The organism is Pseudopedobacter beijingensis (assembly GCF_042678145.1).
In the GTDB taxonomy this organism is placed as follows: domain Bacteria; phylum Bacteroidota; class Bacteroidia; order Sphingobacteriales; family Sphingobacteriaceae; genus Pseudopedobacter; species Pseudopedobacter beijingensis.
On the sequence record NZ_JBHUDG010000002.1, the window covers coordinates 177,310 to 192,266 of the forward strand.

The window sequence follows — 14,957 nt, forward strand, 5'->3', positions numbered from 1 at the left end:
AGGAGAGGGTTGGGGTGAGTGCTATATGTTAATTTTTGCAATAAAGTCACTCTGTCCCAAAGTCCCCTCTCTTTCGGAGAGGGGGTTTAGGGGTGAGGCTTTTTATGCAGTTTTGATAGCTTTCATAGCAGTCATTGCTTTACGCAATTTTCTACCTACTACTTCAACCTCATGATCACGTAAAACTTCGTTGATAGCAACTAATTCTGCATTGTCTACAGAACCGTCTTTACCATCATTGAAGTTTTTACCTACTAAGTCAGTATCAACAGTTTTCATGAAATCTGCCAATAGAGGCTTGCAAGCCTGGTCGAATAAATAACAACCGTACTCAGCAGTATCAGAGATTACACGATTCATCTCGAATAATTTTTTACGAGCAATTGTGTTCGCAATTAGAGGAGTTTCGTGTAGAGACTCATAGTAAGCAGATTCTGCTTTGATACCTGCTTCAACCATTGTTTCGAAAGCTAATTCAACACCAGCTCTTACGAAAGCAACCATTAAAGTATAGTTGTCAAAGTATTCTTGCTCTCCAATTTTAACTTCTCCGGCTGGAGTTTTTTCGAAAGCAGTCTCACCTGTTTCTGCTCTCCATTTTAATAGGTTTGCATCTCCGTTAGCCCAGTCTTCCATCATGGTTTTGCTAAACTCACCAGACATGATATCGTCCTGATGTTTTTGGAATAATGGACGCATGATGTCTTTCAATTCTTCAGAGATTTTGAAAGCAGCAACTTTAGCAGGATTGCTCAATCTGTCCATCATACCGCTCACACCACCGTGTTTTAATGCTTCGGTGATTACTTCAACACCATATTGTACTAATTTAGAAGCGTAACCAGCATCAATTCCTTTTTCAATCATTTTATCGAAAGAAAGGATAGATCCTGTTTGTAACAAACCACAAAGAATAGTTTGCTCTCCCATTAAATCAGATTTTACTTCGGCAACAAAAGAAGATCTTAACACACCTGCTCTATGGCCACCAGTACCCACACAATAAGCTTTAGCTTGTGCTAAACCTTTACCTTCAGGATCGTTCTCTGGGTGAACAGCAATTAAGGTAGGAACACCAAAACCTCTTAAATACTCAGCTCTAACTTCAGAACCCGGACATTTAGGCGCAACCATAATTACAGTGATGTCTTTACGAACTTGCATACCTTCTTCCACGATATTGAATCCGTGAGAATAAAGTAGGGTAGAACCTTGTTTCATAAAAGGCATTACTGCATTTACTACCGCTGTATGTTGTTTGTCAGGAGTTAGGTTTACTACTACATCTGCAGAAGGAATTAACTCTTCGTAAGTACCAACTTTGAAGTTGTTTTCTGTAGCATTTTTCCATGAATCTCTTTTACCTTCGATAGCTTCTTTACGTAGAGCGTAAGAAATATCTAAGCCGCTATCTCTTAAGTTTAAACCTTGGTTTAAACCTTGAGCACCTGCTCCAACGATAACAATTTTTTTGCCTTTTAAAGCATTTATGCCATCTGCGAATTCAGAGTTTTCCATAAACTCACAAACGCCCAATTGGTTCAATTGCTCTCTTAATGGTAAGGTGTTAAAATAATTTGCCATTTTTTAGTTGTTATTACTGTATTAAAATTCTACTGTTTCTTTATTAAATTCTTTTGAGCTAAAGCATAACCCAAATGGATGTTGTCATGTCCGGCAGTAGTTGTAAGTATTTCTTCAAAAGATGTCATTTCTACTTTATAAGTTAAGGTAGCAAACGATTGTACTTTTTTAAAAACACCTTGCTCATAATCTTCCCGAATAGACTCGATGGTTGATATAGCAAGAGACTTTAACTCATTAATCTCTTCAGCATTTATATAACGGGAAGGTTTTGTATCCCTTTTATAATCATCGTTATACTTTACCTCAGTTGCATCATTTTTAATTCCGGTGCGAACATAGCAAAGCGTTTGTGTACTTACAACTATGTGCCCAAAATTCCAGATGATATTATTCCTGAAACCTTCAGGAATTTGGTTGAGTTCTGCTACTGAAAGAGAGTCTACCAACTGAATAAATGCCTGTCGTGTTTGGATAATGAAATTAAAAACTTGCTCTGTCATATCATTACATCGTAAACACTTTATCTCTTTTATTCAGGTATTCGTTTTCCGAAGCATGTTCACCAGGAAGCCTGTTTTCAAATTGTTTCAGTTTGGAGTGGAACCCCTCACTATTTTTAATAATAGCAACTTTTCCACTTCTCACAAACTCAATTAAACCATAAGGTTGCAATACCCCAATCAATTTATCAGTTTCTTCCCTGTGTCCGGTAGTTTCAAAAACAGTGTAGTCTTTTCTGATAACTACAGCTCTGGCTCCATGTTCTCTTAACAAGCGTTCCACACTGGCTTTTTCTGCAATAATATCTGTAGGTACTTTATAAAGTGCCAATTCTTGCCAGATGATTTCTTCGTTCTTATTAAAATATACTTTCAGAACCTCTACTTGTTTTTCCAGTTGTCTGGCTACTTTTCTAACCACTTCCTCCGTTTCATGTATCACAATAGTAAATCTATGAATGCTGTCCACTTCAGAAGGAGAGGTGTTTAGGCTCTCAATATTTAGCTTTCTACGGCTAAATATAATCGCAATTCTGCTCAGTAAACCAACTTGGTTTTCGGTATAAACTGTGATGGTATATTCCTGCTTTTCTATTTTTGCGTCCATAATGATTTACTAATTATTTAAGCCTGATTTCACTTACGCTGCATCCTTGAGGTACCATAGGGAAAACATTGTTTTCTTTGGTAACCATAACCTCTAAAAGGTAAGAGCCTTTGTGGTTTAACATCGTTTCTAAAGCAGATTGTAACTGTGCTCTTTCAGAAACTTTTTGCCCGTCTATATAATAGCTTTTTGCTAAAGCAACAAAGTCAGGACTGGTGATATTTACGAAAGAATATCTTCTGTCGTGGAAAAGCTCTTGCCATTGTCTAACCATTCCTAAGAACTGGTTATTTAAGATAACAATTTTAACATCTACCCCGCTTTGCATAATGGTACCCAATTCCTGAAGTGTCATTTGGAAACCACCATCTCCGATGATAGCAACAACGGTTCTGTTCTGTGCGCCAAATTTAGCTCCAATAGCAGCTGGAAGCGCAAACCCCATAGTGCCTAATCCACCACTGGTGATATTACTTCTGGTATGATTGAACTTAGCATAACGACAAGCTACCATCTGGTGCTGGCCCACGTCAGTTACAATTACAGCATCTCCATGAGTAAGTTTATTCAGTAAATTAATCACTTCGCCCATAGTCATCTCACCTTCTTTCGGGTTGATTTCTTTGTCTATACATTCAGAAACTTCTTCTTTTTCGTAATCTCTGAACTTTTGTAACCAGGCTGTATGTTTCTTTTTATCAACCAATTCGGTTAAAAGTGGTAAAGTTTCTTTACAATCTCCCCAAACCGGAACGGTTGTTTTTACGTTTTTGTCAATCTCCGCCGGGTCAATATCTAAATGGATCACTTTAGCCTGTTTAGCATATTTGTCTAAACGACCGGTTACACGATCGTCAAAACGCATCCCAATAGCAATGAGTACATCACATTCGTTGGTTAATACGTTAGGGCCGTAGTTTCCATGCATACCTAACATACCTACATTTAATTCGTGGTCTGTAGGGATTGCACCTGCTCCCATAATTGTCCATGCAGAAGGAATACCTGCTTTTTCTACAAAAGCTTTAAACTCTGCCTCTGCATTACCTAATAATACACCTTGTCCAAATAAAACAAAAGGTTTTTCAGCTTTATTGATCAATTCGGCAGCCTGTTCAATATATTCTTTTCTTACAATTGGAGCAGGTCTGTAACTTCTGATATGGTCACATTTTTTATAACCGTAATATTCTGTCAGTTGTAGCTGTGCGTTCTTAGTTATATCAATCAATACCGGCCCCGGTCTTCCTGTTCTTGCGATGTAGAAAGCCTTAGCCATAACTTCTTCAATTTCGGAAGCATCGGTAATTTGATAATTCCATTTAGTTACCGGTGTGGTGATATTAATCACATCAGTTTCCTGGAAAGCATCTGTTCCTAATAAGTGGGCAAATACTTGTCCGGTGATAGCAACCATTGGGGTGCTATCTATCTGCGCATCTGCCAAGCCTGTAATTAAGTTAGTAGCACCGGGTCCGCTGGTAGCGAAAACTACACCTACTTTACCCGATGTTCTGGCATAGCCTTGTGCGGCATGCGTAGCACCCTGTTCGTGTCTAACCAGAATATGTTGTAGCTTATCTTCGTAATCAAATAAAGCATCGTATATAGGCATAATAGCACCACCGGGATAGCCGAATATTGTATCAACATTTTCCTCGATAAGGCACTTAAGTACAATTTCTTGACCTTTTAGCTGCTGAGCTGCTACTGTAGCAGTTTCTTCTGAACTAGTGGTCAGTAACACATCCTTTTGTTGCATTTTCTACACTTTTAAAATATTTATACAATACCCCTCTTTTAACCGGAGGTTCTGGTTGTTTCCATTCTGCTCTTCTGGCTGCTAATTCTTCGTCAGAAAGCAATACATTAATGGTGTTGGTAGTGGCGTCAATTTCAATAATATCCTCATCCTGAATTAAGGCAATATTACCACCTTCATAAGCTTCAGGTACAATGTGACCTACAACGAAACCATGCGTACCACCAGAGAAACGTCCGTCAGTAATTAAAGCTACAGAAGCCCCTAAGCCAGCACCTATAATTGCTGATGTGGGTTTTAGCATTTCTGACATTCCCGGCCCACCTTTAGGTCCTACATAACGAATGACCACAACATCCCCAGCTTTAACTTTTCCAGAGGAAATCCCCTGTATTAATTCTTTTTCACCATTGAATGTACGGGCTGTTCCTTTAAAACGCTCCCCTTCTTTACCCGAAATCTTGGCTACAGAGCCTTCACTAGCGATGTTTCCGTAAAGCATTTGCAGGTGTCCGGTTGCTTTGATAGGGTTTTCCAGAGGGAAAATAACTTTTTGATTCTCAAATTCGATATCTGGTACAGACTCTAAGTTCTCAGCAATCGTTTTTCCGGTTACTGTTAAACAATCTCCATGAATTAATCCTTTTTTCAAAAGATACTTCATCACCATAGGAACACCACCAATATTGTGAAGATCTTCCATTAGGTATTTTCCGCTTGGTTTTAAATCTGCCAATACCGGAATTCTATCACTAACATTCTGGAAATCTTTTAGCGTTAATTCGAGACCTACAGAATCAGCCATAGCAATCATGTGTAATACGGCATTGGTACTTCCTCCTAAAACCATAATTACCGTAATTGCATTTTCAAAAGCTTTTCTGGTTAAGATATCGCTTGGCTTAATGTCTTTTTCTAATAAGATTTTGATGTATTTTCCTGCTTCTTTACATTCATCTATTTTTTCCTGGCTTAATGCCGGATTAGATGAGCTGTAAGGTAAGCTCATGCCCATAGCTTCAATTGCTGATGACATGGTATTAGCAGTATACATTCCACCACAAGCTCCGGCTCCGGGACAAGCGTGTTCAATAACTCCCTGGTAATCATCATCAGATAAATTGCCTGCTAGTTTCTGGCCCAATGCTTCGAAAGCAGAAACAATATTAAGCGCTTCTCCTTTATATTCTCCAGGGTGGATAGAACCACCGTACACCATAATAGAAGGGCGGTTTAATCTGGCCATTGCAATTAAAGAACCAGGCATATTTTTGTCGCAACCAGGTACGGTAATCAAACCATCATAAAAATGTGCTCCAGTAACAGTTTCTATTGAGTCTGCAATTAAATCTCTGGATACCAAAGAATATCTCATACCGGTTGTACCGTTGGTAATACCGTCGCTTACTCCAATGGTATGGAATGTTAAACCGACCAGACCATTATCCCAGACGCCTTTTTTAACTTCGGCAGCTAAGCCGTTTAAATGCATGTTGCAGTTGTTTCCGTCGTAACCCATGCTGGCAATACCAACCTGTGCTTTAGACATATCAGCTGTAGTTAAGCCTATGGCATAAAGTTGCGCCTGAGAGGCGGGTTGTGTTTTGTCCTGAGTAATTGTCTTACTGTACTTGTTTAATTCCATTATATAATCACTTTGTAACTTAATTTATCTAGTACTAATTTTTTATACGCTCTTTGTAATGTAGCCCCAACGCTATCTTCGAAATTTAATCGGAAAGGGATATTGTCCACCGAACCGATGCCTACAACTTCTGCAGCGGTGCTGCATAGAAATGCACTGTCTGCATCTATGAATTCTTCTGGGGAAATGTTTTTTTCTACGACTTCTATCTCTAAAGAATGTGCTATCTTAATGATGGTGTTGCGTGTAATCCCTGGCAATATGTAATCCGATACTGCAGGAGTATAAATAATACCGTCTTTTTCGCAGAAAAGATTTGCACCCGGTGTTTCAGCAACATACCCACGTTCATCAAGCTGTATGGCATCATCGAATCCTCTATTAACAGCATCTGTAGTGGCAATAATAGAGTTTATATAATTGCCTGTGATTTTAGCATTAATAGGGGAGGTTGTAGGGCTGGGTCTTCTGTGCGGTGATATACAGGTACTTAATAGTTTATTGCCATTATAAAAATCCCACTCCCATGCAATAATGGTAATTTCAGCCGTGTCATTCACCTTCAGATCCATGCCTCTGCCTGTTGTTACTATTGGCCTGATATAGGCATTGTCTAGCTTGTTAAGCTCTAAAAGGTGGTAGCTGGCTCTTATTAAATCATAAATATCAGCTTTAAAAGGAATGCCTATTTTTTCGCATGACTTTAGTAATCTTTCAAAATGTTCTTTTGCTTTGAATATCTTGATACCATGATCCGTAATGTAGGAGCGCATTCCTTCGAATACCCCAAAGCCATAATGTATACTTTGACTGAAAATATCTATACCGGTAGAATCAGATTCTACAAATTTTCCTTTCGAGTATATGAATTTTTTCATTTTGTTACAATTATCGCTTTGTCAAAAAAAATGCCTTCTAGTTTTACAGAAGGCATTTCCAAATATCATTTATAGCTTATTTAAAACATGCCTTGCTACTGCCACTCAAAATTAAGAGTAAGACCACTATGTTTAATATGAGAATGAGACCAAGCATGTTTGTTAAAATATTTCTTTTTTAATGTTTGATAGTTGTAAGGTAGTGTATCCCTGATTGATTGTCAATACCTTATAAAAAAAAAATAAAAAAAAATTTAAATTTACATTTATTGTATAGGTGTAGTTTTTGTTTTGTTTTAATTATATTACGCAGAATAATATTCTTATTGATTTGAACCAAACATCAAAACGGTATTCGGTATAATTGCTATGCATACATAATAACTGATCCGATTTCTTCCTGAAATGGGTTGTGTGCTCAAAAAAGTTGATGAAAACACTACTTTGAGGACATAAAAAAAGGTCAGCTTTTCAGCTAACCTTTTTTGTGTTTTTATGTTCAGAATACTATTTCTCAATAGCGCTTTCTGCAAGCAATATAATCTTGTTGTTTATAACTTCAATAACTCCTCCAGTGATACTGAATTTTTGTTCGGTGTTTGCTGCAGTTCTAACCACTACTTTACCTTTATCCAAAGTAGAAATAATAGGGGCGTGGTTTTTTAATACTTCAAATGAACCTTGTGTTCCAGGTACTGTTACCGAAGTAATATCACCGTCAAATACCTTTTTGTCTGGAGTTAATATTTCTAAAATCATATTCTTTAAGTATCTAGTAGAAAGTATTTAGTATCAAGATTCAAGATAATCGAAAACGTCCCGATACTTGATACTAACTACCTGATTCTATTTAAGCAGTTGCCTCAGCTAATAATTTTTTACCTTTTTCTATAGCGTCTTCAATGCTTCCAACTAAGTTGAATGCTGCTTCAGGATATTCATCCACTTCACCATCCATAATCATGTTGAAACCTTTGATAGTATCTTTAATGTCTACAAGAACACCTTTTAAACCTGTAAACTGCTCAGCAACGTGGAAAGGTTGAGATAAGAAACGTTGTACCCTTCTTGCTCTGGCTACAGTTAATTTATCTTCCTCAGATAACTCGTCCATACCTAAAATGGCGATAATATCCTGAAGTTCTTTATAACGTTGTAAGATTTCTTTTACTCTTTGTGCACAAGCATAATGCTCTGGACCAACAACTGCAGGAGTTAAGATTCTGGAAGTAGAATCTAACGGATCCACAGCAGGGTAAATACCTAGCTCTGCAATTTTACGTGAAAGTACTGTTGTGGCATCTAAGTGAGCAAAAGTTGTAGCAGGAGCAGGGTCAGTTAAGTCATCCGCAGGAACGTAAACCGCTTGTACAGATGTAATAGATCCTCTCTTCGTCGAAGTGATACGCTCTTGCATCGCACCCATCTCTGTTGCTAATGTTGGTTGGTAACCTACTGCAGAAGGCATACGACCTAAAAGCGCAGATACCTCTGAACCCGCTTGCGTAAAACGGAAGATGTTGTCAATAAAGAATAATACGTCTTTTCCTTGTCCATCATCTTCACCATCACGGAAATATTCTGCAACGGTTAAACCAGATAAAGCAACACGTGCTCTCGCACCAGGAGGCTCATTCATCTGACCGAAAACGAAAGTACATTTAGAGTCTTTCATTAATTCTTTGTCAACTTTAGAAAGATCCCATCCGCCTTCTTCCATAGAGTGCATAAAGTCATCACCGTATTTAATAATACCAGACTCTAGCATCTCACGAAGTAAGTCGTTACCCTCACGAGTACGCTCACCCACACCAGCGAATACAGAAAGACCACCGTGTCCTTTAGCGATGTTGTTAATTAGTTCCTGGATTAATACGGTTTTACCTACACCCGCACCACCAAATAAACCAATTTTACCACCTTTTGCATAAGGCTCAATTAAGTCAATAACTTTAATACCTGTAAACAAGATTTCGTTTTCAGTAGAAAGGTCTTCAAATTTAGGAGGTGCATTGTGGATAGACTTACCATTAGTTTTGTCTAATTCTTCAATACCGTCAATAGCATCACCAACAACGTTGAATACACGTCCTTTGATGTTCTCACCAATAGGCATTTTGATTGGAGCGCCTGTATCAACTACATCCATTCCTCTCACTAAACCGTCTGTAGAGTCCATCGCAATTCCTCTTACCCTATCTTCACCAAGATGCTGTTGAACCTCTAAAACAATTTTTTGACCATTTTCTTTACGAATTTCTAAGGCATCGTAAATTTTAGGTAGCTTAGAACCTTCGGCAGAGAAGCTAACGTCTACTACTGGGCCAATGATTTGTGCTATTTTTCCAATGTTTGGCATGTTATATGACAATTTTTATTAAAATCACTTGTTTTTAAGCCTTTTAAGGCTTTTACTTTGAGTGTGCGAAATTACATTTTATTACTTTAATTCAAAACCAATTTTCAATAAATATTTTATATTTTTTAAATAAAACAGGCTTGCATTAAAAAATAGAGTATAAGTAAAGATAATTATGGCTTGAATCTTGCTATAAAAACTAAAAAAATATCTACTTATGAAAAACTATATTTACACGATTTCTAGTAGTCCATTGCTTAGATTCTTTAAAAGAATTTTCATTGGACTGAAAGGTCTTTTATTCCGAAGGACTGGTTTTCTAAAGCTCAAAGATGCAGATAGAATGATGTTTATTTGAGTTAAATCTCAATTGCAAAATTCTTGTTACGATTTTTTATTTTTTAATTTTTATTTATTATGTTAGCATAATAAGTTGTCAATTTAAAACCTACAATCAATTACTATGGTAAAAAAACTAATCTTTGGGATGCTTTTTACAGGTATTTCTTCCGGAGCCGCCTTGGCGCAGGGCTTTCAGGTTAATTTACAGGGGCAAAAGCAAATAGGAATGGCGGGCGCAGGGTCAGGGTTAGCCTTAGACGAGGCCGCTGTTTATTATAATCCGGGTGCTGTCAGTATGTTGCAGCGTAATGCTATTTCTGCGGGTATAAGCCCCGTTTTCTTCAAGTCGGCATTTTTGCAATCGGGTTCAAATACTGTAGAGTATAATAAAGACGAAATTGCTACGCCTATTCAGGTTTATGGAGTGTGGGGGCCAAAGTCCGGAAAATATAAACTAGGTTTAGGGGTGTATACGCCTTTTGGAGGCTTAAATAATTGGGGAGACGATTGGAGCGGAAAGTATACAATCACTTCTTTAGACTTAAAAGCAATTTATATACAGCCTACTTTAAGTGTTAAACTTTCAGAAAATATAGGCGTTGGTGCTGGTTTTGTGTTCAATCACGGTATCGTAGATTTGAAAAGAAGAGTGCCTATTTCTAATAATGCAGGCGAAGCCGGTAGTGCACAATTAAAGGGCAGCGGAAACGCTTACGGTTGGAATGCTGGTATTTACATGAAGAGTGATAACGGTATTTCGGCAGGTATCTCCTATAAATCTAAAGTGGTAACAAAAGTTGAAGATGGAGACGCTATGTTTGATGTGGCTAATTCTTTAAAACCTACATTTCCTACTAAGTTTAATTCAGAGTTGCCTTTACCAGGGACATTAACGCTGGGGTTGGGGTACGAAGCGAGTAAGAAAACTTTACTGGCCTTAGATTTGAGTTGGACAGATTGGAAAGTATACAAAAGCCTGGATTTTAAATATGATAATAATACAAGAGTACCCAATACTTCTTCTCCCAGAAATTATGGAGATGGCTATTCTGTGAAATTTGGTTTTCAACACACCACATCTGAGAAATTTGCTTTTAGGGCAGGAGCCGGTTACGTGTTTACTCCGGTAAAGTTAGGTTATGTGACTCCGGAAGTGCCCGATGCGGATAGAATTGTGCTTACAGCGGGTTTAAGTTATAGCTTTACCCCGAAATTTGGTGTGGATGTTTCCTTTATGTATGAAGGACTGAAAAAACTGACAGAGACCAATTATGAAACACAGTTGTCCGGTACATTTAAATCTGATGTTTATATTCCGGGAATATCCCTGGCTTATAGATGGTAATTGTTTTTTACGTATTTAAACCAGAATAAAATGAAAATTAAGAATATACAAACCTGGATCTATAGTCTGTCTTTTTTAGCTGTAGTTTCATGTAAACCCACTATTGATACACCAGAACTTTCTAAAGGGAGTGCCGATTTTTCCAAGTACATTGCTGTAGGTAATTCCCTGACTGCAGGATATGCAGATAATGGACTCTATTTAGAAGGACAGAAGGTGGCTTATCCTAATTTAATAGCTGCACAGATGAAAGCCGTAGGTGGTGGCAACTTTACATCTCCTTTCTTTACAGATGCGCAATCTGATGGATCTGGTTATGTTAAACTAACAGGTTTTAATGCTGACGGCACTCCTATTGTAACTCCAGTGGCAGATAAGTTAGCATATAGAAGTCAACAGCCACTCCTGTTAACCAAACATACAGAGGAGGTGCAAAATTTGGGAATTCCGGGAATGAGGTTAGATTTAGGATATGCTGCACCAACCTTTAGCGGAGCTAATATGTATTTCGAAAGATTATTGAATAGTAATCAAGTCGATAATACCACTTATTTTGATTTCATACAAAACAGAAATCATACATTTTTTTCCTTTTGGTTGGGTAATAACGATATTTTGGGCTGGGCAACCGCAGGTGGCGATGCAGGGACAGATCCTACTAAGCAAAGGACAGATAAAACACAATTTGCTCAATTATACACAGCCTTTATTACCAGCTTAACCAGTAAAGGACAAAAAGGAGCGGTAGCCACAATTCCTGATGTAACATCAGTTCCGTTTTTTAATACCAAAACAGTTGCTTTAATTAATGCTGGACTAAAAGCCAATCCGCAAACGGCTAACTTACCGGGCATATTTATCAATGCTTTAAACCCCTCGACCAATACTTATCAGGCGAGATTAGCTACCGCAGAAGATTTAATCATATTAACTTTTGATACTGGGGTAATTGGTAGTGGGCCGGGTTATGGCTTAGATCAAAATTTACCTATAGAAAATAAATATGTTCTAGATAAAGAAGAGGTTCGTATTGCTAAAGATTATGTGACCAGTTATAATAACTCTATAAAACAAATAGCAGAAGCTAAGGGTTTGGCACTGGTAGACACTTATACAATATTGAATGACATAAAATCAGGTAAGGATTATGATGGGATCCATGTTTCTTCATCTTACATTACCGGAAATGCGTTCTCTCTGGATGGCGTACATCTTACCCCGATTGGAAATGCTGTTATAGCTAATGAATTTATCAAAGCAATTAACGCAAAATACAGTTCAACTATACCACCTGTAAATGTTGCTAATTATTCGGGAGTGAAATTTCCTTAGTCTACCAATACAACAATTTCAAATTTATGAAAGGACACTTGATTGCAGTGTCCTTTCTTTTTTTAGCTGTATTTTGAATTCCAGTATTACATAATGTAATTGTTCCTTTCCGTTCAAAAGATTAATTTCGGAACATGAAGAGAATTTTAGTAACGGGCAGTAATGGCCTGTTAGGTCAAAAACTTACTGATGCCATATTGAAAAATAATCAATTTGAGCTTATAGCTACTGGAAAGGGTAAGAACAGACATCATATTCAGGCAGGATATATTTACGAAGAAATGGATATTACCGATAAAGAAAGCATCGCCTCGGTAGTTTCAAAACATCGTCCCGATGCTATTATTAATACAGCAGCAATGACAAACGTAGATACCTGCGAAACCGAGCGGGATACTTGTTGGTTATTAAATGTTACTGCAGTTCAATATCTGATAAATGTTTGCAGGTCAGAAAATATCCATTTAATTCATCTGTCCACAGATTTTATTTTTGATGGAGCTGATGGCCCTTATACAGAAGATGCGACTCCCAATCCGCTATCGTATTATGGCGAATCTAAATTAGCAGCAGAAAAGCTATTGGAAAAGTCAGGGATAAACTATGCAATATTAAGAACCATTATTGTTTATGGTATTGTGAACGATATGAGCAGAAGTAATATTATACTTTGGGCAAAAGGAGCTTTAGAGAAGGGAAATCCTATTAATGTGGTTAACGATCAATGGAGGATGCCTACTCTGGCAGAAGATCTTGCTGATATTTGTCTGCTAGCCGTAGAAAAACAAGCTCAGGGAATTTACAATGCTTCAGGGAAAGATTTAATGAGTATATTGGAACTCGTGGAAAGAGTGGCAGATTATTACGGGTTAGATAAATCGCTGATCAATCCAATATCATCAGAAAGTTTAAATCAGGCAGCAAAAAGACCGGTTAAAACGGGGTTTGTTCTGGATAAATCTATTAAAGAATTAGGTTATACGCCTCATACGTTCGAGGAAGGTATCCGTATCATGGAAAAACAATTAAAAGATATTTCATAAATTTTTTGTAATTATACAGTAATTAATAACGCATCATAAAAAATAAATAATATGGCATTAAAAGTAGGAGATAAAGCTCCAAATTTCACATTGCTGAATACAGAAGCTAAAGAAGTAAGTTTAAGCGATTTTGCTGGCAAAAAAGTAGTCATTCACTTTTTTCCTTTAGCATTTACGGGAGTTTGTACAACCCAATTGTGTACTCTAAGAGATAATTTTGGTTTTTATGAAGGAATAAATGCTCAGGTTTTAGGTGTATCTGTAGATTCTCCTTTTACCCTGGCCAAATTTAAAGAAGAAAACAACTATCAGTTTCCACTGTTGTCGGATTTTAATAAAGAAGTATCCAAATCATTCGGAGCTTTTTATGAAGACTTTGTGTTAGGATTGAAGGGAGTGGCTAAACGTTCTGCATTTGTTATTGATGAGAATCAAAACATCATATACGCCGAAGTTTTAGAAGATGCTCACCAGTTACCAAATTTTCAGGCCATTGACGAACTGATAAAAAAATAAGAAAGAATGGATGGATCAATAAACATAATTTTTATCATAGTAGGGGCTGTAATAGCTATATCTCTATTCTTTTATATTTTACCGGTAAATCTTTGGTTTACAGCACAGCTTTCTTCAGTAAGGATTAATCTTTTGAATCTGGTACTGATGAGGTTAAGACGTGTTCCACCTTCTTTGGTCGTAAATGCAATGATTACCTCTACCAAAGCCGGTTTAAATATTACATCTAACGAAATAGAAACACACTATTTGGCTGGTGGACATGTGAATAATGTTATTAAAGCATTAATATCCGCAGATAAAGCAAATATTTCACTGGATTTTAAGTTGGCTACAGCAATTGATTTGGCCGGTAGAGATGTATTTGAGGCAGTACAGTTATCAGTAAATCCAAGAGTTATTAATACACCTCCGGTTGCAGCGGTAGCCAAAGACGGTATTCAGTTAATCGCTAAAGCAAGGGTAACGGTAAGAGCAAATATCAACCAATTGGTTGGTGGAGCCGGAGAAGAAACTATTTTGGCAAGGGTAGGCGAAGGTATAGTAAGTACTATTGGTTCTTCTAATAGCCACAAAGAAGTTCTAGAAAATCCAGATACTATATCCAAAGTGGTTTTAGCCAAAGGTCTAGACTCCGGAACAGCTTTTGAGATACTTTCTATCGATATTGCAGATATAGATATTGGTGAAAATATTGGTGCCAAACTGCAAACAGACCAGGCAGAAGCCGATTTAAAAGTAGCAAATGCAAAAGCAGAAGAAAGAAGAGCTATTGCTGTGGCTTTTGAGCAAGAGATGAGAGCAAAAGCACAGGATGCCAGAGCAAGAGTAATTGAAGCAGAAGCACAGGTTCCTTTAGCTATGGCTGAGGCATTCAGAAATGGTAATTTGGGAATTATGGATTACTATAAAATGCAGAATATCCAGGCAGATACGGAAATGAGAGGTTCTATTGCCAAGCCGGGATCTTTAGGCAAAACTGATAAGAAGTAATTGACAGTAGGGCTGTATCAAAAATAAGAAACCTTGTCATCGTAAGTT

Annotated in this window: 13 protein-coding genes; 5 read left to right on the forward strand and 8 right to left on the reverse strand. The window is 37.4% G+C overall.

The window, feature by feature from the left end:
- Positions 1-102: 102 nt before the first annotated feature.
- From ilvC to atpD, 8 genes are all read right to left on the reverse strand, one after another.
- Positions 103-1,584, reverse strand: a complete 1,482-nt coding sequence (ilvC, locus tag ACFSAH_RS01715; RefSeq protein ID WP_379660956.1) for a ketol-acid reductoisomerase — start codon at positions 1,582-1,584, stop codon at positions 103-105.
- Positions 1,585-1,613: 29 nt separating this feature from the next.
- Positions 1,614-2,087 carry a DinB family protein gene (locus ACFSAH_RS01720; protein WP_379660957.1) on the reverse strand — a complete coding sequence of 158 codons (474 nt, stop codon included), beginning with the start codon at positions 2,085-2,087 and terminating at the stop codon, positions 1,614-1,616.
- 4 nt (positions 2,088-2,091) lie between these two features.
- Entirely contained in the window at positions 2,092-2,694 is a 603-nt protein-coding gene (ilvN, locus tag ACFSAH_RS01725) for an acetolactate synthase small subunit (protein WP_379660958.1), read from the reverse strand.
- Positions 2,695-2,707: 13 nt separating this feature from the next.
- Positions 2,708-4,456, reverse strand: a complete 1,749-nt coding sequence (gene ilvB / locus ACFSAH_RS01730; RefSeq protein ID WP_379660959.1) for a biosynthetic-type acetolactate synthase large subunit — start codon at positions 4,454-4,456, stop codon at positions 2,708-2,710.
- Positions 4,425-6,101, reverse strand: a complete 1,677-nt coding sequence (gene ilvD / locus ACFSAH_RS01735) for a dihydroxy-acid dehydratase (protein WP_379660960.1) — start codon at positions 6,099-6,101, stop codon at positions 4,425-4,427. Before ilvD ends, ilvB begins: the two co-directional genes overlap by 32 nt.
- The gene (gene ilvE, locus ACFSAH_RS01740; RefSeq protein WP_379660961.1) at positions 6,101-6,979 is read right to left on the reverse strand and encodes a branched-chain-amino-acid transaminase; all 879 of its coding nucleotides are present in this window, start codon (positions 6,977-6,979) and stop codon (positions 6,101-6,103) included. Before ilvE ends, ilvD begins: the two co-directional genes overlap by 1 nt.
- A gap of 507 nt (positions 6,980-7,486) precedes the next feature.
- Positions 7,487-7,738 (reverse strand): ATP synthase F1 subunit epsilon, encoded by a 252-nt coding sequence (atpC, locus tag ACFSAH_RS01745; RefSeq protein ID WP_379660962.1) that lies wholly within the window; start codon positions 7,736-7,738, stop codon positions 7,487-7,489.
- Positions 7,739-7,829: 91 nt separating this feature from the next.
- Entirely contained in the window at positions 7,830-9,338 is a 1,509-nt protein-coding gene (gene atpD / locus ACFSAH_RS01750) for a F0F1 ATP synthase subunit beta (protein WP_379660963.1), read from the reverse strand.
- Positions 9,339-9,801: 463 nt separating this feature from the next.
- Between atpD and ACFSAH_RS01755 the strand changes: the two genes are divergently transcribed.
- The 5 genes from ACFSAH_RS01755 (at position 9,802) to floA (ending at position 14,909) form a co-directional block, all read left to right on the forward strand.
- Positions 9,802-11,025 (forward strand): OmpP1/FadL family transporter, encoded by a 1,224-nt coding sequence (locus tag ACFSAH_RS01755; RefSeq protein ID WP_379660964.1) that lies wholly within the window; start codon positions 9,802-9,804, stop codon positions 11,023-11,025.
- Positions 11,026-11,055: 30 nt separating this feature from the next.
- Positions 11,056-12,357 (forward strand): SGNH/GDSL hydrolase family protein, encoded by a 1,302-nt coding sequence (locus tag ACFSAH_RS01760; protein WP_379660965.1) that lies wholly within the window; start codon positions 11,056-11,058, stop codon positions 12,355-12,357.
- A 134-nt stretch (positions 12,358-12,491) separates the two neighbouring features.
- On the forward strand, positions 12,492-13,400 hold the full coding sequence (locus ACFSAH_RS01765; RefSeq protein WP_379660966.1) for an SDR family oxidoreductase: 909 nt from the start codon (positions 12,492-12,494) through the stop codon (positions 13,398-13,400).
- A 51-nt stretch (positions 13,401-13,451) separates the two neighbouring features.
- Complete coding sequence (locus ACFSAH_RS01770) at positions 13,452-13,916, forward strand: peroxiredoxin (RefSeq protein WP_379660967.1); 465 nt, start codon at positions 13,452-13,454, stop codon at positions 13,914-13,916.
- A 6-nt stretch (positions 13,917-13,922) separates the two neighbouring features.
- Positions 13,923-14,909 carry a flotillin-like protein FloA gene (gene floA, locus ACFSAH_RS01775; protein WP_379660968.1) on the forward strand — a complete coding sequence of 329 codons (987 nt, stop codon included), beginning with the start codon at positions 13,923-13,925 and terminating at the stop codon, positions 14,907-14,909.
- The last annotated feature ends 48 nt before the right edge of the window (positions 14,910-14,957 follow it).

Bases quoted from the DNA above. Each gene is read 5' to 3' on its own strand.
- ilvB (WP_379660959.1), bottom strand. From the start codon at position 4,456: ATGCAACAAAAGGATGTGTTACTGACCACTAGTTCAGAAGAAACTGCT.
- ACFSAH_RS01755 (WP_379660964.1), top strand. From the start codon at position 9,802: ATGGTAAAAAAACTAATCTTTGGGATGCTTTTTACAGGTATTTCTTCC.
- ilvD (WP_379660960.1), bottom strand. From the start codon at position 6,101: ATGGAATTAAACAAGTACAGTAAGACAATTACTCAGGACAAAACACAA.
- ACFSAH_RS01720 (WP_379660957.1), bottom strand. From the start codon at position 2,087: ATGACAGAGCAAGTTTTTAATTTCATTATCCAAACACGACAGGCATTT.
- ACFSAH_RS01765 (WP_379660966.1), top strand. From the start codon at position 12,492: ATGAAGAGAATTTTAGTAACGGGCAGTAATGGCCTGTTAGGTCAAAAA.
- atpD (WP_379660963.1), bottom strand. From the start codon at position 9,338: ATGCCAAACATTGGAAAAATAGCACAAATCATTGGCCCAGTAGTAGAC.
- ilvE (WP_379660961.1), bottom strand. From the start codon at position 6,979: ATGAAAAAATTCATATACTCGAAAGGAAAATTTGTAGAATCTGATTCT.
- ACFSAH_RS01770 (WP_379660967.1), top strand. From the start codon at position 13,452: ATGGCATTAAAAGTAGGAGATAAAGCTCCAAATTTCACATTGCTGAAT.
- ilvC (WP_379660956.1), bottom strand. From the start codon at position 1,584: ATGGCAAATTATTTTAACACCTTACCATTAAGAGAGCAATTGAACCAA.
- ACFSAH_RS01760 (WP_379660965.1), top strand. From the start codon at position 11,056: ATGAAAATTAAGAATATACAAACCTGGATCTATAGTCTGTCTTTTTTA.
- floA (WP_379660968.1), top strand. From the start codon at position 13,923: ATGGATGGATCAATAAACATAATTTTTATCATAGTAGGGGCTGTAATA.
- ilvN (WP_379660958.1), bottom strand. From the start codon at position 2,694: ATGGACGCAAAAATAGAAAAGCAGGAATATACCATCACAGTTTATACC.
- atpC (WP_379660962.1), bottom strand. From the start codon at position 7,738: ATGATTTTAGAAATATTAACTCCAGACAAAAAGGTATTTGACGGTGAT.